This is a genomic window from Nostoc sp. 106C (genome assembly GCF_002154725.1).
GTDB lineage: Bacteria > Cyanobacteriota > Cyanobacteriia > Cyanobacteriales > Nostocaceae > Aulosira.
Window position 1 is genome coordinate 33,819 of the sequence record NZ_MTAW01000221.1, and the last position, 24,785, is coordinate 58,603.

The window sequence follows — 24,785 nt, forward strand, 5'->3', positions numbered from 1 at the left end:
ATCAACTGTGTTATCGCTTATTGCACTGACAACACTTGGCGTTTGAATTCCTCCCGGTCAGCAAAGTTTTGAATAATTCTATCTACTTTAGTCAGTTCAAATAACATTTTGACTTGAGCACTGGCAGAGCAGACAAAGAGTTTTGCATTAGCATTTCGGACTATTTGCAAAGATGACACTAAAGCACCTAAACCAGAACTATCCATAAAGTTGACTTCTTTAAGGTCAATTAATAACACATCTAATTCTGTTTGTTTCTCTACAATATCGCTAACCTCACGCCGTAACTGATTACCTCTATTAGCATCTAGAATGCCAGAGATTTCTATTATTGATAATTTAATATTCATAGGTCGATTTACCTGTAACTGTGATGATTGAATATACATTGCTATTTTGGCACCTACCTAATGAAAACTGCAATACATCTAGCAAGATATTTAAATATAATCAGATATATTATTATGAGCTTATCTTTTGAGCGCTAATATTTGCCATAGCATTAAAGAAGTTAGCATTTACCCATTGTCGAGAAATTTCAAAAGCCTCAAAATAGCCTTCCATTTGGCCTAATTCTCGCGCCCAAAATCTAGACAAAACAAGTATGGCATCAAGTTGCATAAATACTTTTGATGTTTCTGACTCATAACAACCAATAGCAGCTATTTTTTCCTCAATAACTGAGGTAATATCTACAAAAAAATTTGGTTCAAATCCCCGTAAGAAAACTGGTGGTGCTGAATACCATAAAGGAATATTTTTGCGGGTAGCAACATTGGAAACTGCAATACTACAGACTTCATGATCTCTATGCCCATATTTTTCAGGTTGTGGTGCATGAGTGATGATGAGATTTGGTTGCCAATACTTAACAGCTTCTTCAGCAACTTTGATTACTGCTTGTGTTGAAAAATTACACTCCTCAAGAGCATAAAACTCGTAATTTGCACCGATTATCTTACCAGCTGCTTCTGCTTCCTGATGACGTGTACCTTTAACGGCTGAACTCGAAAGACTACCATCTGTTAAAATTAAACAACGAACGTTCCACCCCGCTTTAGACATTAGATTGAGAGTACCAGCGGCTGGTAGTACTTCATCATCAGCATGAGCATAAATTGTTAAAACAGTTTGCTGATTATAATTATGAGAATCTGAAGAAATTTGCATAGATACTTTCTGCAATACTAGATCTATTTGATTTTTCAATTTACTGTTGACGACAGGCAATAGGCAATGGATTTTTTATGAAAGATTTAGGATTGAGCGTTAGATAAATGTGGGATAAATTGGCAGTTTAAACTATTGTACATTTGTTCCAAATTAGGCGAAATCATCCTATATTTTAGCAACGCCGAAAGATAAAGATTTAGGATTGCTAAGTAGAACGGTGTGGAAAAACAAAACTATGTTAAGAAAAATCAAATAGGCTTAAACCCTCTTCCCTCCTGCCCTTCGGGTTCGCCAGTCGCTCATGGGGGAAACCCCCAAGACTGCGCTGGCTCACCTTCTGCCTCCTGCCTCATTCCAACGATAAATATTCACGCCGACCTACTTATATAGTCTGAATTAAATATCTTGTGGTGGTTGCCAGAAAGCAGCGCGGATAATAGACCAGAGGAGTAGTAAGTTATAGATAGCCCAAGCGCCATTTAGCAAGTGTACCCAAGGCTCGTTCAAACTACCAATTGCAAAGCGGTATAGAGTCCAGATGATGCCTAAAATAGTTAAGGTAAAAATTAGTAGTTGTGGCCAAACTAGCTGGATATAAATACCTGATTGCCGTTGCTTGGGTGTAACTTGAAACTTAATCTGTCTACCTGAAAATACACTCCATACTGCTTGGATTAGCAAAGGAAATAGCGCGATCGCAAATTGTTCAGAACGCCATATTTCCCTGGCTGGAATACCCCAACCAGCAGTAATAAAGGTCAATCTATTAATAATAAACGCCGGAAAGAAGTGTAAGGCAAAATCATTGCCATAGGTTTTAACTGGAATGATTCCTGTAAAAAAGTAGATAATTGGACAACAGATAAAAATAATAGTAGCAAACCCAGAAAAATAGCTATACATTGTCTTAAAATATTGCAGACGTTGCCAAAAACTTAGCCCTGATTTAGTTAAGGGATTTTCTCTGACTAGTACTTGAATAGTCCCTTGTGCCCAGCGTAAACGTTGTTTGAGCGTAGAACTCAAATCATCTGGAGCCAAACCTTCTGCTAACAGTTCATGGTGATAAACAGATTTCCACCCGGCGCTATGCAACCGCATAGCTGTATTCATATCTTCTGTAATACTATTGCTAGAAACGCCACCAATTAATTGAAATTCATCTAACCGTTTTTCATCTTTGGTATACTCATCGGAAAAATATTGTAATCCAACACTAATCAAAGCCTCTCTTCTTAATACTGCATTGGTTCCTGTATAGAAAGCCGCATTCATGCCATCTTTACCTTGTTGTAGCGGCCCGTAAAATAAATTAGCTCGATGTCCAAAAGGATCGCCTGGAGGAATATTATAAAAATCTTGGGGTGTCTGCACAAAGGCAATTTGGTTCTGCTCGTATTTTCCGATAAATAAATTGTAGTTATAAAAATACGGTAATACTCGCTTGAGAAAGCGTGGTTTAGGAATATGATCTGCATCTAAAGTTAGAATAAACTCTCCAGAAGTTTCCCCAGAAAAAATTGCGTAATTGAGATTACCTGCTTTAGCATGATGGGCGACACCAGGTTTTTTCGGACGCGCAATGTAACGCAAACGAGCAAGTTCTACCAATTCTAATGATTTTTGGTGAATAGCTTCCTCTAACAATTTATTCTCAGCAATGAGACTTTGATGAATGCTGTCTCCAGAAGCACGATCAATATTTTGCGGATTGAGATTTAACCAAAGAATAAATTGTCTTAGACTTTGTAAAAACTTCGTGCTAGTATCTTCGCTATTTTTGAATTTATCTGGAGGTAATTTCTCTAGAAATTCTTCAACATCTAGCAAAGTCGGTTTGAGGTTTTCTAATTCGTGCGATCGCTTCATCAATGCAGAAATTTCAGCCTCAATTCGCCTAGCTTCCTGTTGTAATAGCGGTGATTGTAAATCCTCTATGCCTAGCTTTTCTGACATAGCTCGCATCTCGGGAGAATTGCCATCATCTAATATATAAACTCGGAGTTTATTGGGAGGATAATCTATGCGTAAAGCGGCTCTGGCAGTTTGTTCTACAATTTCTGGTGGCTCGTTGTAACAAGCGATAAATATATCAACTGTTGGCCAATTGGATGTGGGAAAAGGAGGCGACATTTGATCGAGTGACTTAATCTGCCGCACTAAGGGTCGCCACAATCCAATCACAAACATCATCCCGCCGACATAGCTATAAATTTCTGCTATTAGCAACGGAATCGAAAGCCAAAGCACATCAAAGTTGATGGAATGAGTAATACGCCAATGTAAATACCAAGCCCCAAAAATTAAATTTATTTCTGCTAAATAGCGAAAGAGTAGCGTTCTTTTTTTGAGACTCGAACGACTGTTTCCAGAAAAGTTTGATGTATTGTCAACTACGGATATTGAAGTCATCTTAACTACCAAAAATAAAATTAAAAAATTAGCGGACGTTTGTTTCTAGCTTGGTACAGTAGGCTTTCTAAAATAGCTGCATTAGTATTAACATCTAGCGAACTATTAATCCCAAGCTGCTGATTTTCATATTGCCCAGAAAAGTAGCCGTTATTTTTGCTAGTTAAATTCTGAACAAAGTCTCGCAGCTTTTTACTGTAAGGATCATCTGGCATCAGTGCATACCAAGAAAACGCAGCTTTAGTACTAATAAATCGCAGATGGGGATAAGTTTTTTCCCTAACACTAGTAGCTTGCCAAGGTTGACCATTGGCGTAGACACTGTAATACAAAAAATAAGGGGGACGATCTAAAGAATCTTCATTGACAGCCGTTAAAATACCAGTACGTTTAAACCTTTGTGCTTGGACTTTCAAGAGATTTTGAACTTGAGGTTTGACCGTATCTGTCCAACCCATTTCCAAGCCCCAAAGCAGATAAGGATCATTTGTTAGGTAGTTGGTAGCCCCAGAATTTTTGAGATTGCGTCTATCTATTAGTAAGGTGACACCATCTACCTGCACTGTTTCTACTGGTGGATGATCAAGAGCTTTTGCGGCGTAAATATTCCACAGTTTTAAGCTATAAGCGGCATATTGTTCGTAGCCTAAGCGCCCTTCTTGCACTTCGCGAAATTTCCCTCCAGATTCGGGAATAGCGCCATTCAACCAACCATCTTTGACCAGTTTTGCTAAATTCCAGCGAGCGACAATGTGGTTAATGCGATCGCTATACTCTGGATAATGCGATCGCAAAATATGCAAGGCTAGTAAAAATCTTGCTAAATCTAGAACAGACCAACCACTCTTACCCTGAGGATCGGGACTGTCATTAAGTTTTCGCATTTGTGCAGTATGAGTGCTATAGGCTTTATTCGGCAACCCTGTAGCTGGTAGCGGTAGGGTTTCTAAAGTCCTAAGCAAGGCGTTCATACGTTGTCGAAATAAATCAGTCGGCAACAAACCTAATTGCTGCGCTGCATGAATTCCTAATAAAGCACTACCTTGATCCCACCAAGTTGTCCACGGTAAGTTGTCTACCGAATTTACTAAACCGGTTTGCAGATTCCAGTTGCGTTCAAAATACTTCCAAGCACGTTGGGCAGCAATTATATCTGCTTCTTTAGTCAATCGCGGTTGAGAGAGATGCCTAGAAGGGATAATAGGTGGCTGTGGAGCGACTTTAGGCTTTAACGGAGCTAATGGTGGGCTGATTGCAGGATTTGGCGATGGCGGTACATTTTCTACAGGTGTAGCAGGTTCTGAAACCTGCGGCTCAGGATAAAAATTATTAGGGCCAGCAATGATTATAGAGGGCGGACATTGCCATATGTCTGTAGCACAAACTGACGGTTGCTGATTAGTTGTTACATACAATACTGATTGCAGAATCACCCTGTTTATCCTTACTAAATCAGTTATCTTTTGCTTAAAGCTTACTTGACTTGTGCCAAGTATACTTTAGTACTCAAGATTGAAAATCGGGATTCATATCCTTTTTATAAATTTATACAGAAAAAAATCTAATGTACACCCTGGAAATCATGGAGATGGAAAAAGGGTTAATACTGAAGATTGCTGCAAATATAGTGATTTGTAATTGGGTGTTATATCGCAATACAGTTCAGTTAGCTTGGAATATAATACGCTGTAGGGCACGGCATCGATAAGATTACTGTAGAGACCAAAAGTTATGGGTGCCGTACCGTTACAATCTACGAGATAACTAGTAAATTCTCTTATCTGTTTTGAGTTACTGAGTGACTATCACTACTGTTAGAAATCCAGTAATTACCTGAAGTCTTAGAAACAAAGCGCGATTTCTGTTTAGCAGTAGTAGGTAAACCGCGATCGGAATAGCCGCTACTCACTGCTCGCCACCAAGGAGAATTCATAGCGGTAGTTGGACGAATCAGAGGTTGCTTGGTTGCCATATATAGCAAGGATTGCAGAATCATACTATTGGTACTGCCGCTAAAACCGAGGGTAAATTTGCCAGTTTTTTCGGAAAAACCCTCATAAAATCCCAGCAGTGGGTTATATAAATCAGTCGTCGCCCTGACTAACTCTTGGGCATAATTATCTTCTGGCAGCAGCGCATGATATGCGAATGCTACTGCTGTACTTACCAATCGCCCGTCCTCTATAGGTTTACCGTCATCTCCTAAAGCCATCCAAGGTTGCTCATGAGCAATAATTGTGCTGTGGACAACGTAAGGCTGACGCTCAATCAAAGTAGTTGCTGAGGCAGTGAGTTTTCCAGTGCTATGGTAACGTTCGGCTTGAGCTTGGAAAATTGGTGTAAATAGCGATCGCATTTGGGGATCTAGACCAAACTCTAGGGCATACAGTAGGAAAGGATTGCTAACTGTGTATTGATTAACTTTGGAGTTGGTATCTGTGCGAGTACGTTCAATAGGGACTTGAAAACCTTCTACTGTAGCAGTTTTATATTTACCACCAACCGCAGAGCCATCGACGTCAAACCCCCACAATTGAAAAGCACGTGCTGCGTATTCTTCATAACCTAAGCGGATTTCTGGTTTAACGCGAGGGAGCGATCGCCCATTTTTATCTTTGCTCGCGGTGGCACTAGCAATCACACCATTCCGCACTACCCGCAAATAAGACCAATCTAGAACAATTTGATCGACTGCTGCTGTATATTCTGGATGACAGGTTTTCAAATTATAAAGTGCTGCCATCATCCGCCCCACATCTAAAGCCGACCAGCCAGTACCTTCGGGAACTGGGTTAGCACCATAATCTACAGGTTGCAGCGTTTTGATATCATAACCTCGGTTGGGTAATTCCCCAGCAAACAGAGGCATCTGCGCGATCGCTGCTAAAAGTTGACGGGTGCGCCGATCAAATTCTTTTAACGAGATCATATCAAGTGTCCTAGCTGCATGTAGTGCGGCTAGATAATCTCCCAATCCCCAAAAAGTTGCGCCTTTGACATCAGAGCGATCGCTCACCAATCCCGTGCTGGATTGTAAGTTGGCTTGGAAATAAGCCCAAGCTGCCTCAGCATAGCGCTTTTGGATCACCGTTAACGGTTTAACTGGTACTGGACAGGAGGATGGCTGAGGATTGCCTACTGCTGGGATGGGTGCAACTACCACTGCGGCTGGAGTTGAGAGTGGATTAACTGGGTTATTTGTAACTGTTGAAGGGGGCGTTTTGGCAATTGGATCTGATGGTTGTGGTTGCGAAGCTGACGCTGCAATACTTGCCCCACTAGCTCCAATAAGTGGGCGATTACCTCTGGCTTTATAATATAAAATCTCCATAATTAGCCCATTGGTGTTGCCTGTCAGAGCTTTATTTGGTTGTTTTGATTCCTCATACAGCCCAGCATAAAAACCACCCTGAGGGCTATGCAAATCCTTCACCGCATCAAAAACTTTCTGCGCATAAGTATTATTGGGAAAAAGATAGCGCCAGCCAAATGCCGCCTTAGTGCTGATGCTGCGTAACTGTGGATAGGGCTTATTTTCATCTGTAATAGTTGCCCAATTAACACCATTAGAGTAGACAGTATTATAAAGAAAATAAGGTGCTTGATCGATGTTATCTTCCGAAACAGCCGTTAGCTGTCCAGTTGAATCGAAGCGCCGCTTTTGTACTTCTAAAACTCTGGTAGCGAAATCTTGTAAATACCCCTCTAAACCAAATTCAATGCCATCTAAAATATAAGATTCGCTGACTACATAATTATTAGCATTGGTGCTTTGAAAATCACGGGTATCAACTGGAATTTGAACTCCGTTAATTTCAACCATTTTGTATGGTTCTAAAGCTAGAGCCTTGGGTGCTTTAAACCCCCAAAGTTCATAACCCCTAACAGCATACTCTTCATAGCCAAGGCGACCTTCTTGCACCAACAAAGTATTTTTATTAGGTAAAACTGTAGCTCCAAATAGTTGACCATCTTTAAGCGATCGCCCTACCTGCCACTTCGACACAATCCCCTTTAGCCAATCATTATATTGAGGATGACAGGTACGGATAACGTGAAATGCCGCGAGTAAGCGACCAACGTCTAACGCTGACCAGCCAATACCCTGTTCTAGAGGGTTATTGCCGTAATCTACCATCTGTCCAGTGGCTGCATGGTAAACCTTATTAGGTAAGGCTCCTTCAAATAGCTTGAGGTTGCTGATAGTAGAGAGAAACTTGTTGAGTCGCGAGTCAAAGTCAGATTGGTTAATTAAATTTACCCACCGCGCCGCATTTAATGCCATCAGATAATTCCCGATATCCCAGAGAGTACCTGAAGGATACCCGCCAGTGGAATTTGTAAATCCTGTTGCTGGTTGATAATTGTTAACAAAATACTCCCAAGCAATCCGAGCGTAATTTTGTTCTTCTGGTGTGAGTGGGTTAGTGATATTGCTACAACTATTAGAATTGTTCTCACTATGAGAATTTTCAGCTAAAGCTATGATTGGTAAATAAAATAAAAATTGCAAAAATGCTCCACATAGAAACAAGGCAATCCATCTCAACAGCTTTTTTCGACGGCGTTGCTGCATATTTTTAATATTCAAATTTTAATATTAGTTCAGTAATAATTTATGTAGAAGTAATTTAAGGGAAAATGCATATTTTTAGAACTTTCTCAATCAAATGATTTTCCCTTTTGCCATGAAAATGCTACTTCGACCCATGTCAATGTAGATGCCTCAATGCTCATTTTCAGGCGATGAAATTTTTTCATTATAATTGCCTTCTGTCTGCTAAATTAAGGAGACTATTTGGCAGAAGAAGTGGCTGATTTTACACCAGCCCAAACAGTAAGGGGTTGTCCAACCTGTTTATAAAGCAGACTCTCAAGAATTACACCGTTATTATTAGCAGTCAAGGCTTGATTCGGCTGCTTCAAAGACTCGTAAAATCCGTTATACCATCCCTTATCAGACTTGAGATTTGTGTGGACAAAATTAAATAACTGACGAGTGTAAGCAGTGTTATAAAGTACATGCCAACCGATAGCTGCTTTGGCACTGAGGAACCGCAAATTATTGTATTTTTTTTGAGTGTCTGTAATAGTTGCCCAAGCTTCGCCGTTGACCAACAAGCTGCTGTAAACAAAGTAGGGAGGACGATCTAAGTTGTCTTCTGTAACGGCTGTTAACTGTTTTGTTGTTAGATAACGAGCTTCTTGAGCCGCTAATATTCGGTCTGCATAAGCTTTAGGTAAAGCTTGAAATCCGGTTTCAATACCATCGAGAATATAAGGTTCGCTGAGAACGTAGTTATTAGCTCCTGAATTTTCGTAGTTTCGTTGGTCGTAAGGGACACCCTTGCCGTAGAGATTAGCAAAGGCAACATGGGACTGATAATTTAATGCTTGCTTGACATTCAATCCCCAAATTTTTAGACCATAAGCGGCATAATTCTCATAGCCTAAACGTCCTTCTTGGTTATACTGTTCTTTGCCGTTGATGACAGCAGTACCATACATTTGTCCGTTTTTTGTGAGACGTTGAACTTGCCAATGCTGCCAGACAGCTTCTATTTTGGATTGGAACTGCGGATATTTTGCCCCAACAATCTTGAGCCAGATTGCCATCCGTCCCAAATCAATAGCTGACCAGCCAATTTCTTCTTTTTTCTCTAGTTGACCGTAATTTAAGGGTACTAGAGTTTGAGAATTATAGACTTTGTTGGGTAGTTCCCTTTTGTACAAAGGCATAGATGCTAGAGTCTGCAACATTTTGCCCATTTTGGCTTCAAATTCAGATGCAGATACAATATTGAGTTCTCTAGCACTGACCAAAGCAGCGATCGCAGCTGCTTGATCCCACATTGTCACAGAAGTAAATCCATCAACCGAGTTCACCAAACCTGTGCTGTCGTTCCAGTTACGCCGGAAGTATAACCAAGCCTGATGAGCGATCGCAGTTTCTTCTGGAGTTAATGTTCCTACTCCAGGAGCGATATAAGGAGTTTTACTGATTATCGCCTGACTAGGAGTAATAGGCGTACCAGGTAAAACCAACGATTGGGCGTCAAGTGTGGCAATTGCCTGTACCGCATTGCCAGGTGTATCAGAGTGAGATGTTGAGATTTCCGTTTTTAGCACAGTACCAGTACTATAAAGCTGCTTAGACCAATAATTGAGACCAGCGATAGCGATTATAGCTGTAACTACCCCTCCTACGGAAGCTAATATAGATAAGCTTTTAGGCGGAGGGTTAAAATCAGATGTCATTCTGTGAATAACCTTTACGTGTTAATTATTACTGTTTTGCTAAGATAAGAAATTTTTCTTAGGTTCTTAGAGAAATTAATACAGATTAACAGCTAAAACTTCTACTGTAACTACCCCAAGACAAAAGCCTATTCGCCGCAGTTGCGATCGCGTCCAACTCAAGAGGACTTTAAACGTGCCATTATTGCACACAGATGGTTAGCAGAACATCGAGTTTTTCAGTTACTCAAAGGGGAGATCGCATGACTTGCATCTCTACTGTTAGTCGTGCTGGGTGTAACAGTAAGGCTATCCCTGTAGCTGACAAATTAACCTTCAAGCAAAGTTGAACGCTTGGGGCGATCGCCCTAACTATATACAAAAGATAGATATAATGAACGCTGACTTCTCAGTTCACTTAATTATTCTTCAGTTCAGTTAACTATTTTCTAGTTCAATTAATTATTCTCATTTAACAAAATTAAACTTGAAACCATGCCGTTAAAGCTACAGCCAAAGCATCCGCAGCATCATCTGGCTTGGGGATATCATCTAAATCTAACTCCCGGGCCACAGCCTCTTGCACTTCGTACTTTTCGGCATTACCATATCCCGTTAACGCTTGTTTGATTTGGGCAGGAGTAAACTCCACATAAGGGAGACGACGCTGTGCTAACACCAACATGAGTACACCCCGAGCTTGTGCAACCAGAATAGTACTTGACATACGATAGAAGAATAACTTCTCAATCGCAACCAAGTTAGGTTGCAACTCTTCCATCAGGGTGTGCAAATCGTCAAATAGGGTACATAATCGTTGTCCCATTTCTGCATCCGCAGGCGTAGTGATGACGCCAAAATCTAGCATCTTAACGGTTGTGTCTTGGGTCTGAGTTTGATTTTGTTTGCAGGTAATTAATCCGAAGCCTAAAATCGCCAGCCCTGGATCTAATCCTAAAATGCGTTTTTCCATTCAATTTACTTTTACCACACAAGGTTTTTTTGACTGAGAATGCTGGCAACTTTGGCTAGTTACTCAAAGTCTATTGGAATAAAAAATTGTAATAAGTCTATGCTTGGTGTTTCAACCAGGTAGTGTACATTTTCTGTTAATTATTATTTGTCCCACTGCTCCGAATCAGGTATGTCAATCGGTTTTCTCAGACAAGCCCTCCACGCCCTGCAACAGCAGTCGCGTAGCCGCACTTCCCATCGGGTGAACCAGTGGTTCAAGTGGTTATCCCCTGGGTTATCAGTCAAACGTTGGTTACTAATCAGTGTTGGGGGTGTACTGCTGGCGAGTTTGGGGTTAGCTATTTGGATTAAGCTGACCCCAATTTTTTGGGCAATAGAACTGCTTAGGGGGTTTCTGGGATTCATTACTGACATCTTACCCAACTATATCAGTGGACCTTTGGTACTGCTGTGCGGCTTATTATTGCTACTTTGGGGGCAAACTCGTACTGTAGGCTCAATTACTAAAGTACTAAGGCCAGAAGGCGAAGAAGAACTTATTGATGTCCTGTTGGCACATCACCGATTATACCGAGGACCAAAAATAGTGGTTATTGGTGGTGGTACAGGTCTTTCTACTTTGCTGCGGGGATTGAAAACCTACAGCGCCAATATTAGTGCCATTGTCACCGTAGCTGATGATGGTGGATCTTCTGGGCGTTTGCGCCAAGAATTTGGAGTGCTACCACCAGGAGATATTCGCAATTGTTTGGCAGCACTAGCAGATGAAGAAAAGTTACTCACAGAATTGTTTCAATACCGCTTTCGGGCTGGAGATGGTTTAAGTGGCCATAGCTTTGGCAATTTATTTTTAACGGCAATGAGTGATATTACTGGGGATTTGGAACGAGCTGTTGCTGCTAGTTCCAAAGTGCTAGCAGTCAGAGGGCAAGTTTTACCAGCTACCCTCAGTGATGTTCGTCTCTGGGCAGAATTAGCCGATGGTCGCCGGATTGAAGGGGAATCTAGCATTCCCAAGGCTGGTGGTAGAATTGTCAAAATTGGTTGCATTCCTGCTAATCCCCCAGCCTTACCCGCAGCTCTCAAGGCAATTAAAGAAGCTGATTACATTATCATTGGACCCGGTAGCCTTTATACTAGCTTGATTCCCAATTTATTAGTACCAGAAATTGCTGACGCGATCGCTCAAACAGACGCTCTCCGCATTTATGTCTGCAATATTATGACTCAACCTGGGGAAACTGAAGGATATACTGTTGCCGACCATATCAGAGCAATTGATGCGGCTACTGGGAATAGGCGGCTATTTGATGCTGTACTGGTACACAAAAAATCTCCCTCTGCTAAGTCACTAATTCGCTATGCTCAACAAAATTCCCACCCCGTCTTCCTCGATCGAGAGGATGTAACTCGTTTAGGGCGTAGAATTGTCCCAGCTAATATTTTGTATGAAGATGAAACAGGTTACGTTCGTCACAATCCCCAAAAACTAGCAAGAGTGTTATTCCGGTGGTACAGTGGAGCTCATCATGGCAGATAAATTCAAAATAGCAGGAGAACTGTCTCATCTTGACTCAGCTATGAAGATTGTGCTTGCAGATGCAGAAGCCACCCTCAATTTGGGTATCAGTTTTGGTCAATCCCTAAATGCTGGCTGTGTAATTTTGCTTGAAGGTGATTTAGGTGCTGGCAAAACTACTTTAGTCCAAGGCATTGGCAAAGGTTTGGAGATATCTGAATCAATTGTAAGTCCTACTTTTACGATTATTAATGAGTACACAGAAGGACGAATTCCTCTTTACCACTTGGATTTATATCGCTTAGAATCACAAGAGGTTGCTGCTTTAAACTTAGAGACATACTGGGAGGGGTTTGAAGTGACACCAGGAATTGTGGCAATCGAATGGGCAGAAAGAATGCCCTACAAGCCAGATAATTATATTATTGTCTATTTAACTTATGGCAATGAAGGCGATCGCCAAGCTCAAATAACTTCCTACAACTACCCTATTACTAATTTATTACTGAAGTAATCGCCACTATTACTCCTATTTTAAGTGATAGTGAATTTTGGCATTTTACAATCTCGTAATTTTTTGTAAATTAGACAAAAGGGATAATTGTTAATTGTCCCTTCTGCCATTGTCTTGGAGAAAGTATTGTCTTAATAGACAAGCTATGTAAAAGACAAACGGTTAACTCATCCCACAAAAGAAGTCTGAGGTATTTCGCGTTATACCGTTTCTTGATCAGGCTGTGCTAAACTTTGTTTTACAAACAAGACGTAGTGTAGCTTGAAAGCGTCAATTTATAGGCGCATCTTCATCTAAATTTGGTATTAAACTGGTAATAGATTTCAATTAGCCATACTCTTAAATGGGTGAAGACTATGGTTAACTGAACCATTTTGTTCTCTACCTCAACTACTATTTTTGTTTGTAAGAAAGTATAGGTATCACAACTGCGAAATCTTTATCTAATTAAATTTTGGCAAATAGTCAAGGGATAATCTATGCTTGTGTTATCTGCCACTACCACGCTCATCAGAAGAATTAATTAACATAGTTGTCTTAATTTCTCTCAAAATTAATAGAACAAGTAAACAACAGAAAATTGACGCCTTATTGGCATCTACTATGTTTTGGCTGAAGTAATTACTTGTAGCCACCCTATATCAAGAAACTGTGTGTCTACAAGTAATCAACGCTTGCACTCAAGAAAAAACTTAGTTAAGGATTTATCTCATGGCTCAAAATAAGCCTAAAAGTTTTTAATCTGCTGGCATTATGCTTTTCATTTTGAGATTACCTTAATAATTTGAATGTTTGATTTTGTTGCAATGATTGTTAGAGAGTCTCTGCTGTCATTTGCCAAATAGTAATAATCTATCTGACAAAAATAGCCAGATACAAGCAATAGTATGTTTTGCTAAACACAGAGTTTAATACTGTGTTATTTAAGCATATATAGACAGATGATTTTTTGAGAACAGAGTTTTTACAGAATAAATTCAAATTATTTTATCTAGATAATTTCTGTTTATTTTTTTAAAAGAGGATTAATATACTTAAATACCGAACATAAGTGAAAAATGAGAAAATATATCAATTTTTTTTAAGCAGTCTAACGTAGATTTATGTTTATTTTTTACACAAGCATTCAATATTTATACAGAAAATAAAATATTAGTTTATTAATATTTTAGATTAATCTATTGATTGTTTTTTATTACAATTTAGTGCTAATAAAAATAATATAGAATCATTACTGTAATAACAATTAAACTAATTGTTTTGCCTCGTATAAATACGCGAAAATCTCGGAAAGACCGAGATTTTTCTCAGGTTAAACACGTTGTTTAGATATATCAATATATTTCTAAGTGGATACACTAGTTAATAGCAATAAAAGAGGCGATCGCTTCTTTGACATTTGGACCTAAATCATCTCTTGTATAGTAAGTATGTCCTTCATGAATAAATGCAGATGTAGCGTCTATCAATTCTTGAATAACCTCTTGGCTAGCGTCATCTATTTCTTCGCTGACTTTTTTACCTGTATACTTGTTTTTTCGCTCTTCCGGTCGCAATACAATGCGAGTATCCTTGTATGTCTCTCCTGGGTGCACCTTAAATCTCTCATTTAAATCAAACTGAAGCCGTAAATAACGTTGAGATTCATATCCACCCATAAGTTGCCGACAAATGGTGCTATTAATCTCAGATGTAGGTTCCATAAAGATATCAGTAATATGTTGTGCCCAGTCCAAGGGCTTCCATTTGTGTACTTGATTAAATTGATATGGTTCACCAGTTTGTCCCGTCCCAATAGAAAGGATGGCGATATCCTTCATTTGGAGATTTTCTAGTTTATATTTACGCTTTGTTTCTGGAGGGACAAGCCGATCTGAAGATTGACTGATCCTCATCACCAAACTCAGTGCTGCTAAAGCAGGATTATTCGCCGATACTCCACCATCGATATGAGGGAACACCCAGTTACCAAATTTCTGTTGATTGACTGGCTCTAATTTATATGGTGGAAAAAACGAAGGAGCTGATGCAGAGGCGACACATAACTCCCATAAATAGCATTCATCGTACCAACGGTATCCTAGATCTGGATGACAATTTGTAAAAAATGTTGTGTTGCGATAAAGGGTATCGTAAGCCAGAATCAAAATAATGGGGCTATCTATATCTTGAATTCTGGTGTATCCCAACTTATCAATTAAGACTTTAATCAGCCCTTCATGAGAATATTTGGTTGGTGACAATGCTTCGAGAATGGGTTTTACAAAATTTGGAAACTTTTGGTAGCGGTTTTTTTGTTTAAGTGGAAATATCCGCCTACCCTCGTTGATATATAGATCGATCAGTTCTGCACTCGTCTTACCTAAAGCAATGCCGGCTGCTAGAATTGACCCAGTAGAAGTACCAGTAATTAGGTCGAAGTATTCATTTAAATTCTGACCTTTCTGCTTTCTAACTTGTTGCTCAACTTCTTGGAGTATGCGTGCTGAGATGACACCACGCATACCGCCACCATCTAAACTCAGGATTTTGAAAGACATATTTATTCTCCTTATTTTTCTATATAGTGATTTTTGAATATAGTGCTTTAGGCAATTGATGATCGCTAAAAAATTTGAGCATCAGAAAATTTGCCGCTACCAGAATTTATTTATCAGTTGAAAACCCAATAATTTAGGGCTGCAAATGATAAATTATCTTCAAGCGACAAGTTTATACGCTCAAATAATATCTAGCAATGGCTCTGGCACATCTAAACCTTGCCAGTCATACCATAACCTTGATGTGTAATGATTTACAGTTGTACAGTACGTAAGTTTTAAATAAGAATTGGCTACAAGAAAGTTAAAACTTGACCGCGGACTTGGGTATTTAACTTGCCTTTGTCATAGACAATTTCACCACCGACAATAGTTGTGACAGCCCATCCAGTAAGGTTCCAACCTTCAAAAGGACTCCAACCAGATTTAGTTAACAGTTCTTCACGCCGGACTGGACGGTAAGTATTTAAATCTACAAGCACTAAATCAGCATCATAACCAGGAGCGATCGCACCCTTGTTAGGAATACCATAAGCTACAGCCACAGCTTTGGACATCCAATGCGCAACTTGGGCAATAGTACACTGCCCTTCTATAGCTGCGGTTAACATCAAAGCCAGAGAAGTTTCCACCCCAGGCATCCCAGAGGGACTATTAGGATATTCTTGAGCTTTTTCTGCTAAGGTATGGGGTGCGTGGTCTGTAGCGATAAAGTCAATTACACCATCTCGCAAAGCTTGCCACAGGACTTGATTATCATGCGGCGATCGCAAAGGTGGATTCATCTGTGCTAAGGTGCCAATCTTTTCATAAGCACTGGTATTTAATAATAGATGCTGTGGTGTTACCTCTGCGGTGACCCAACTGGGTTTATCTTGACGCAGCAAATCCGCTTCTTCGGCGGTTGACATATGCAGAATATGCAGCCGACGCTGGTATTTTTTAGATAGCTTTAATGCCAGCTTTGTTGCCAATAGTGCCGCTTGATTATCTTGAATCTGGGAGTGAATTGCCGGATCGTGTATGCTAGCAAATTTTTGGCGACGTTGGTTAATTCTAGCTTGATCTTCAGCATGAACGGCAATTAAGCGATTTCCTTGAGCAAATATCGCCTCTAGGGCCGCTTCTTGGTCAACTAATAACTGACCATGCATTGACCCCATAAAAATTTTAATTCCTGGTGTCGGCTTAACAGTCAGTAAATCTGGCAGATTCTCTGCTGTTGCACCGATAAAAAAGCCATAATTAACTAAGCACTTAGTGGAGGCACGTTGTAACTTATCGTCTAAAGTTTGTTGGTTAGTGGTCAAAGGACGCGTGTTGGGCATCTCTAGAAAGGAAGTTACTCCTCCTTTGGCGCAAGCACAACTGGCAGTGAACAAATCTTCCTTGTGTTCTAGTCCAGGTTCGCGGAAATGCACCTGCGGATCGATTACTCCCGGCAACAAAGTTAACCCAGCTGCGTCAATTTCTGTCGTAGGCGTTTGTGTTGAGACTTCTGGTGCAACTTCGACTATTTGGCGATCGCGCGTCAGCACATCCCCAACCATGAATTCACCATTAGGTAGAATTATACGGGCGCGACGAATCAGTAAACTTTTTGAAGATGACATGGAGTTAACAATATTCAGGTAGAGGACTATGCATTACAGAGAACTATCTTTTTAGGTTAAACTTGGTTGCACTCTTAGTAGTCAATTTTTGTCGCAGGTTAGAAAAAAGTTTATTTTTATCTATGTATATTCCTGTAAAAATGGCAACATAACTATAAAATCATAGTTCTCCTATTTAAGTCTCAACAGATGTATTTCCCCTTGGCGAGTTAATCACAGCATCTTTTCATTACTTCAGTAATTTCATGCAAAATCAAGTGTCTGATAATAATTCTAGTCAACAACCTGATCATTCTTGGATTGCAGAGCTAGGTAGAACAGTTATATTAAGCATAGTTCTAGCCCTAGGAATTCGTACTTTTGTTGCCGAAGCTCGCTGGATTCCTTCTGGCTCAATGGAACCCACTTTGCATGGGACTCCAAACCAGTGGGAGGCAGACAAGATAATTGTAGATAAATTGAAGTACAAGTTTTCGGAACCGCAACGGGGAGACATTGTGGTCTTTTCGCCCACAGATGAGCTAAAAAAAGAACAATACCAGGATGCCTTCATTAAACGTGTAATTGGCTTACCCGGAGAAAAAGTAGAACTCAGAAATGGCAAAGTCTATATCAACAACAAACCTCTCCCAGAAGACAAGTACCTCAGCACCCAACAACGCACATTAATTGACGTTTGTACATCTGGGCAGCAGCCGCCCTTCTTAGCAAAACCTCAGACCATACCCGCACACTCATACTTAGTCCTGGGTGATAACCGTAATAGTAGCTATGACAGCCGTTGCTGGGGTGTTGTCCCGCAGCAGAATATTATTGGTCGTGCTGTGCTGCGTTTCTGGCCTCTCAATCATGTTGGCGGCATCGATAAGTCACCGTTATATCCATAATTAACGATGATCTATTGATCGAGAAGCTTGGCTTTTGATGGGCAATTGAATAATCTTGCTAAATTAGATTAAGTAACAGCAAAGTTCTTAATTGGGGTTTTAGTGTTGATATTTGCGGCTAAAATCCCAATCCCTCGATTAGCTAACCCCAAATTCATCTTTTTTAATGCCGTACTTAGCCAAAATTTTACTCTATCCGATTAAGTCGTTTGATGGCGTAGAAGTTGAGAACGCAAAAGTTCTCCCTAGTGGTGTACTAGAATATGACCGTGAATTTGCCATTTTTGATGAACGCGGTGACGTTGTCAATGGCAAAGGCCATGTCAAAATTCATTTATTGCGAGCAAAATTTGCACTCTTAAATAGAACCATATCTCTGCAAATCCCAGGCAGTAACTTACCACAAGTCTTTCATCTGGATGGGGAACGGCAGACGTTAGAAGCAACTTTGAGTGATTTTTTTGGGTTTGCTGTGACATTACAGCAAAATTCACTCTCTGGCTTCCCCGACGATCGCAACTGTCTGGGACCGACAGTAATTAGTACAGCAACTTTGACAGAAGTGGCTTCCTGGTTTCCCGATATGAGTGTTGAACAAATGCGCCGACGGATGCGTGCCAATATTGAAATCGGCGGGGTCCCAGCGTTTTGGGAAGATCGGCTATTTAGTACACAAAGCGATACTACAGTCTCCTTTCGCATAGGAAAGGTCTGCTTTTCTGGGATTCAGCCTTGTCAGCGGTGCATAGTGCCAACACGCGATCCTGACTCGGGAAAAGCTGACGCCAACTTTCAAAAAATATTTGTCAAACAGCGGCAAGTAACTTTACCTGATTGGGTAGCTTCATCCCGGTTTAATCATTTTTACAGATTGAGTGTCAATACAAGGTTATCTACCTCGTCATCTGAAAGAATGTTACAAATTGGTGACGAAATCGCAATATTTTCTTAATATAATTAATTTTTCTTAAAAGAGAAAATTAAAAAGTAAAAATATCCAAAATTTCTTTACTTTTTAATGGTCTATATTATCTAGTAATTTTCACAGTTTTGTAATTGAATATGTATGATTGTTTGCCAAAAACCAGAGTTTTAGAGACTTGGTACTTAAGAGGTAAACAATTCCAAATCCCTTTAGAGCCTGGTGTCAATTGTGACAGCCAATCTAGAACTGCATACTGTAGTTAATTGGTTAAATTTCAACCAATATAGATGCGAATACGAACGGGTGTAAACATAATTTTGCACTTCATCAGAGAAAATATGCTAATGCATTACCAGAAAAAACTCAGCAAATTAAGCTGTAATCACACAAATTGAAGATTGAAGATGGGAGGAACTAAGTTAGCCAATCAATTATATTAAATCCATTACTGCTATTTTTTATACAGACTTAGGCAAAGTGCATCATGGCATTTTTCTAAAAAAAGTAGTAGTAATCCTGATAATACTTGTAGCTTATATAGCAAGGAATCCCCTAGCGCAGCAATGGGGACAACATCAAACAACAATGTTATCTAAACTTCAGACAGTCCAACCTCTCAACCGCTTAGTTGAGAAAGCTTCTATCAATATAATGCCCTTCAGATCTGCTTTGATTGTGCCGATTGTGTTGCAATTTTGTGGAGCGGTGGGACTTGTAGGCTATCTTGCATTTCAAAACGGACAAAAAGCGGTAACAGAACTGGCAACTCAGTTAACAAGCGAAATCTGCGATCGCATCGAACAACACCTCGATAAATACTTAACGACTCCTCAGCAAATTAATCAAGTTAACGGGGATGTGATGCAGCTAGGTTTGCTCAATTTTTCTAGCTTGGAAACAACCGGATACTACCTTTGGAAACAAATGCGGGTTTTAGATATTGGCTACAGTAAATTTGCCAACCCCAAAGGTGAATTTATCGGTATTGAACGTCAAAATGACGGCACCTTATTGATGAAAGAGGTTTCTCAAAAGAAGGGTATTGGTAAACTTTATCTTTACACTACAGATAAACAAGGGAATCGCAGCTATCTTAAGGAAGTTAAAAATTACGATCCCCGCTTAGAGGCTTGGTATATAAATGCAGTTAATCTTGGCAAGCCCGTCAGCAGTCAAATTTATCAATGGGAGAATAAACCAGAAATTATATCCTTATCTTCCAGCTACCCACTTTACGATCGCACTCACAAACTAGTGGGAGTAATTAATATCAATCTGCTCTTATCAAAAATTAGTCATTTTTTAGCTAAATTAAACGTCGGTCACGGTGGCAGGACCTTTATTTTAGATCGTTCTGGACTAATCGTAGCTTCCTCCACACGCCAACTACCAAACACTGTCATTCGGAGGCAGGAAAAACATTTACTGACACCAGAAAGTCAAGATTCCTTGATTAAACTCACAACTCAATATTTGCGCCAACGGTTTGGCAGCTTGGGGTTCCTAGTTGGCCAACAACAGATTAGCTTTACCGCCAAAGGAACGCGTTATTTTGTGAAGGTAAAAAATTGGCAGGACGAGTTTGGTCTTGACTTGTTGATTGTGGTGGTGATTTCCGAAGCCGACTTTATGAAACAAATTCAACCTAACAACAATACTAGCTTTTTATGTCTAGTCGCCTTTTTAATAGTTGCACAATTTGGTATTCTGACTGCTCATTGGTTAATTAAACTAATTATGCAATTCTATAAATCAGCTAAGAAAATCGCTACAGGTAATTGGGAACAGACAGCAGAAGCTCAGCCAGCCAATAATATTGAAAAACACTTTCAAAAGCCTGTTGCTGATTTAAAAGCAAAACATTCAGTCCTAACTAAAGTCTTATCTGCAAGTCAGAATCAGCCGAATAAATTCGTAACATCTATACCGATAAGCGGTACGAGCGTAGGTGGAAAGCAGCTTGTGGTCAGATATCGCCTGCCTGTATTAAAAGCCTTGCCAGGGCAATGCTTCAGAGTTAAAGAGCTAGAACGCCATCCTGAAAAAATGGTTCCTATGGAAACTTTGGGAATGCCAATATATGACGAATTGGGCAATATTGCTGCTGCGCTCCCTAACTTTTCTGACGTTAGTCAACCTCAACAAGCAGACAAATTATTAACACAATACAATCGCCTTTTAGAATTACAAGTAAAAAAACGTACTCAAGAACTCTTAAAAGTTATCCAGCAACTACAAACTACCCAAAAACAACTGATTCAATCTCAAAAAATTGCAGCTAGAGGAAGATTAGCTGCCGAGCGGGCAAACCGTGCCAAGAGCAAATTTCTGGCCAATATGAGCCATGAATTGCGTACGCCACTGAATGCCATTCTCGGTTTTACCCAGGTTATGAGCCATGACAATTCTTTATCTTCTGAACATAAAGAGAATTTGGCAATTATCAATCGCGCTGGTGAGCATCTCCTCAATTTAATCAATGACATTCTGGAGATGTCTAAAATCGAGGCAGGCAAAACTACCTTCAATGTCAACAGTTTCGACTTAATTCGCCTGTTGACAAGCTTAGAAGAGATGTTTTGCCTCCGTGCTGCTTCTAAAGATTTACAACTAGTCTTTTTATATGCACCCGATCTGCCTCGATATGTGCAAACTGATGAAAGCAAGCTGCGCCAAGTTTTGCTGAATCTTTTAGGCAATGCTATCAAGTTTACTAATAAAGGTACCGTGGTACTGCGGGTGCGCTGGGAAGCAGGAGAGCAAGATGATCTCCGGATCTTTTTTGAAATACAAGATACTGGGCCTGGTATTGCTCCTCAAGAAATTGACCTTTTGTTTGAAGCTTTTGGGCAAACCGAAACTGGTAGAAAATCGCAACAGGGAACAGGACTAGGCTTAACCATTAGCCGCAAATACGTACAAATGATGGGTGGAGATATTACTGTTACTAGTAGTCTGGGTGAAGGAAGTAAATTTACCTTCGATATTCAAATTAGCCTGGCTTCAGCCAGCGAAATTCGGATTCAGCAATATAAACACCAAGTCATTGGCTTAGCACCCGATCAAGGCGAATACCGTATCTTAGTCGTTGACGATATCAGAGATAGTCGGCTGGTGTTAGTTAAAATGCTGACATCTATCGGCTTTACTGTGCAGGAAGCTAGTAATGGTCAAGAAGCGATCGCCCAATGTCTGGAATGGCAACCACACCTGATTTTTATGGATATGCGTATGCCAGTTATGGACGGCTACGAAGCTACAAGAGTGATTAAAAAACAAATGGGGTATAGAGAAGAAATCCTACCACATCATCTTCCAACACGTAGATTGGCAAACTCCTCCATGCACCTTGCTAGTCAACAGTTAACAGTCCCAGTATGTACCAGTAGGGAAACTAGGCACGTTCCGATTATTATTGCCTTAACTGCCAGTGCTTTTGAAGAAGAACGACAGAAAATTTTGTCAATAGGTTGCGACGATTTTATTCGCAAGCCATTTACTAAAGAAGTATTACTAGAAAAAGTCAGCGAACATCTGGGTGTAAAATATATCAGCCCAGTAGAGACTGTAAACACAGCAGCTAGTCAAGAAACAGAGATATTTCCTAGCGAAGCTGAACTCATGTGGCATTTGTCCCAGATGCCTCTACAGTGGTTAAGGAATATACGTCATGCCGCAGCTAGCTGTAGCGATGACATGATTTTAGAGTTGCTTGAGCAAATTCCTCCAGAAAGAAGTCAACTTTTACGGCTTTTTCGGGATTTAGCAAACAACTATCAGTTTGAAAAAATTATGGAATTGACTAGAACAAACGCAGAATGAACTACGAGCGGTTAGATCCTGATAAAAAAGATATTTTGCTTATTGATGATATGGCAGATAACCTGCGAGTTTTATCCTCACTCTTGACCAGAGAAGGATATAACGTTCGCAAAGCTTTAAACTGGCAAATGGCTTTGACTGCTTGTCAAACAGTATTACCAGATTTGATTTTACTTGACATTATGATGCCGGAGGTTGATGGCTATGAGGTTTGTCAGCGTTTTAAGGCTTGGGATCTGACTGCTAATATTCCAGTAATTTTTATTAGCGCCTTAGATGATGTTTTTGACAAGATAAAAGCTTTTAAGGTCGGGGGTGTAGATTACATTAGCAAACCTTTTGAATTGCAAGAAGTATTAGTACGGGTGCAAAATCAATTGGCGCTGAGAGCAGCACAATTAGAAGTTATCAAGCTCAACGTCGAACTCGAACAAAGAGTGAAACAGCGAACTTGGGAACTAGAAAAAGCTCTGCAAAAACTCCAGGGAGAAATCACATCTCGTCAACAACTGCAAAGTAAATTGTTAGATATAGCATTGCATGATTCACTAACTGGTTTACCAAATAGAGTTTTGTTTATCAGGCGGATAGAAAAGGCCCTCAATCGTGCTAAACAACAATTTAATTATCAATTTGCCCTACTTTATTTAGACTGCGATCGCTTTAAAGTTGTGAATGATTCTTTGGGGCATTTGGTAGGAGATGAATTACTATTAGCCATCTCTCATCGCCTACAAACATCTTTAATGCCGATGGATACTATAGCAAGATTAGGCGGCGATGAATTTGGAATTTTGCTAGAAAACCCAACGGATATCAATATGGTAATTGAGGTTGCTGAACGTATTCTCCAGCAACTATCACTGCCCTTTAAACTAACTCGGTATGAAGTATTTATGAATGCCAGTATCGGCATTTCTTGGGGCAATAGAGACTACGAGCGGCCAGAGTATTTGCTCCGCGATGCTGACACAGCAATGTATCGTGCTAAAGCTTTAGGAAGAGCTAGGTACCACGTTTTTGATCCGATAATGTATCAAGAAGCAATCCAGCTTTTAGAGCTAGAAAACGATCTGCGAAGAGCTGTAGCTCGGCAAGAATTTCTTGTTTACTATCAGCCAATTGTTTCTCTACTTACAGGTAAAATAGCCGGTTTTGAAGCGCTAGTGCGCTGGCAACATCCAATTCGTGGTTTAATTTTACCAGCAGAATTTATTCCTGTAGCCGAAGAAACAGGTTTGATTAATGCTATTAACACCTGGGTGTTGCAGTCGGCTTGTCAACAATTACATTTATGGCAACATGACCCAGCAATACCGGAGACCTTAACTATCAGCGTCAATTTGAGTGCACGGTTGTTTTCTCAACCTAATTTAATAGCACAAATTGATGAAATTCTTTATGAAACTAAAGTAAATCCAGAAAACTTAGAACTGGAAATTACAGAAAGTGTAATTATGGAAAATAGTCATGCAGTCAAAACAATTCTTCAGCAATTACAAGAGCGAAGAATTAAGTTAATTATGGATGATTTTGGCACAGGTTATTCCTCTTTAAGTTATCTGCATAGTTTTCCTTTGAATGCGCTGAAAATTGATAAGTCGTTCGTCAAACGGATGCAAGAAAATCAAGAAGATCTAGGTTTAGTTCCCGCTATGATTGGGATTGCAGACTCAATGGGTATGAGGGCGATCGCTGAAGGAGTCGAAACTATAGAACAGTTAGCTCAATTGAGAAGTTTAAACTGTGAATTCGCTCAAGGATTTTTATTTTCTAGACCGATAGAACAGCAATCAGTTCTTAATTTACTCACGGCAGCGCCTCAATGGTAATAATTTATAATCAGTAGGTCAAATTAAATTTATTAAGTAGCGATTATGTACTGCATAGGCTAAGACTAATGAAAAATTTTTGTCATTTTTCATTTATGCTTTTCACAAGCACAACTGGAGTAATTATGATAGCTTAATTTTTATTTACATCCTGAGATTTTTCCGTGCTTTGTGACTCAGCGCATGGAAGAATATTTTGTGATTTAAGGCTGGCGACAATACTTATTTGTTACACACTTCATTACTTTTAAAACTTATGAATATTTGAAAGCTTCGGAATGCAAAGTGTATTCAGAGTTATTTTTACAATTTATAATTTATCTACTCTTAGGGCGG

Annotated in this window: 15 protein-coding genes; 6 read left to right on the forward strand and 9 right to left on the reverse strand. The window is 39.8% G+C overall.

Annotated elements, in window-relative coordinates:
* Positions 1–17 precede the first annotated feature (17 nt).
* From BV375_RS32410 to ruvC, 7 genes are all read right to left on the reverse strand, one after another.
* On the reverse strand, positions 18–350 hold the full coding sequence (locus tag BV375_RS32410) for an STAS domain-containing protein (RefSeq protein ID WP_086768380.1): 333 nt from the start codon (positions 348–350) through the stop codon (positions 18–20).
* 112 nt (positions 351–462) lie between these two features.
* On the reverse strand, positions 463–1,170 hold the full coding sequence (locus BV375_RS32415) for a PIG-L deacetylase family protein (RefSeq protein WP_086768202.1): 708 nt from the start codon (positions 1,168–1,170) through the stop codon (positions 463–465).
* A 399-nt stretch (positions 1,171–1,569) separates the two neighbouring features.
* Positions 1,570–3,585: a glycosyltransferase gene (locus tag BV375_RS32420; RefSeq protein ID WP_086768204.1), complete on the reverse strand. Its 2,016-nt coding sequence runs from the start codon at positions 3,583–3,585 to the stop codon at positions 1,570–1,572.
* 20 nt (positions 3,586–3,605) lie between these two features.
* Positions 3,606–5,018 carry a DUF3131 domain-containing protein gene (locus BV375_RS32425; protein WP_208099222.1) on the reverse strand — a complete coding sequence of 471 codons (1,413 nt, stop codon included), beginning with the start codon at positions 5,016–5,018 and terminating at the stop codon, positions 3,606–3,608.
* 344 nt (positions 5,019–5,362) lie between these two features.
* Positions 5,363–8,176, reverse strand: coding sequence for a DUF3131 domain-containing protein (locus BV375_RS32430; RefSeq protein WP_243714121.1), 2,814 nt, complete (start codon positions 8,174–8,176; stop codon positions 5,363–5,365).
* Positions 8,177–8,379: 203 nt separating this feature from the next.
* Positions 8,380–9,843, reverse strand: a complete 1,464-nt coding sequence (locus BV375_RS32435; RefSeq protein ID WP_208099223.1) for a DUF3131 domain-containing protein — start codon at positions 9,841–9,843, stop codon at positions 8,380–8,382.
* Positions 9,844–10,303: 460 nt separating this feature from the next.
* Complete coding sequence (gene ruvC, locus BV375_RS32440) at positions 10,304–10,795, reverse strand: crossover junction endodeoxyribonuclease RuvC (protein WP_086768211.1); 492 nt, start codon at positions 10,793–10,795, stop codon at positions 10,304–10,306.
* 171 nt (positions 10,796–10,966) lie between these two features.
* Here ruvC and yvcK point away from each other — a divergent pair, with 171 nt between their 5' ends.
* Positions 10,967–12,337: a gluconeogenesis factor YvcK family protein gene (yvcK, locus tag BV375_RS32445; protein WP_086768213.1), complete on the forward strand. Its 1,371-nt coding sequence runs from the start codon at positions 10,967–10,969 to the stop codon at positions 12,335–12,337.
* Positions 12,338–12,377: 40 nt separating this feature from the next.
* Positions 12,378–12,830 (forward strand): tRNA (adenosine(37)-N6)-threonylcarbamoyltransferase complex ATPase subunit type 1 TsaE, encoded by a 453-nt coding sequence (gene tsaE / locus BV375_RS32450; protein ID WP_086768383.1) that lies wholly within the window; start codon positions 12,378–12,380, stop codon positions 12,828–12,830.
* A gap of 1,358 nt (positions 12,831–14,188) precedes the next feature.
* On the opposite strand, the gene BV375_RS32455 is transcribed toward tsaE, so the two are convergent.
* Positions 14,189–15,370 carry a patatin-like phospholipase family protein gene (locus tag BV375_RS32455; protein WP_086768215.1) on the reverse strand — a complete coding sequence of 394 codons (1,182 nt, stop codon included), beginning with the start codon at positions 15,368–15,370 and terminating at the stop codon, positions 14,189–14,191.
* 293 nt (positions 15,371–15,663) lie between these two features.
* Positions 15,664–16,983 carry a dihydroorotase gene (locus BV375_RS32460; RefSeq protein WP_086768217.1) on the reverse strand — a complete coding sequence of 440 codons (1,320 nt, stop codon included), beginning with the start codon at positions 16,981–16,983 and terminating at the stop codon, positions 15,664–15,666.
* A 245-nt stretch (positions 16,984–17,228) separates the two neighbouring features.
* Between BV375_RS32460 and lepB the strand changes: the two genes are divergently transcribed.
* The 4 genes from lepB (at position 17,229) to BV375_RS32480 (ending at position 24,449) form a co-directional block, all read left to right on the forward strand.
* Entirely contained in the window at positions 17,229–17,870 is a 642-nt protein-coding gene (gene lepB / locus BV375_RS32465) for a signal peptidase I (protein WP_086768219.1), read from the forward strand.
* 166 nt (positions 17,871–18,036) lie between these two features.
* Positions 18,037–18,822, forward strand: coding sequence for an MOSC N-terminal beta barrel domain-containing protein (locus tag BV375_RS32470; protein ID WP_086768221.1), 786 nt, complete (start codon positions 18,037–18,039; stop codon positions 18,820–18,822).
* 558 nt (positions 18,823–19,380) lie between these two features.
* Positions 19,381–22,617: a hybrid sensor histidine kinase/response regulator gene (locus tag BV375_RS32475; protein ID WP_086768223.1), complete on the forward strand. Its 3,237-nt coding sequence runs from the start codon at positions 19,381–19,383 to the stop codon at positions 22,615–22,617.
* A complete protein-coding gene (locus BV375_RS32480; RefSeq protein ID WP_086768225.1) occupies positions 22,614–24,449 on the forward strand; it encodes a GGDEF domain-containing response regulator in 1,836 nt (611 codons plus the stop codon). Before BV375_RS32475 ends, BV375_RS32480 begins: the two co-directional genes overlap by 4 nt.
* Positions 24,450–24,785 lie beyond the last annotated feature (336 nt).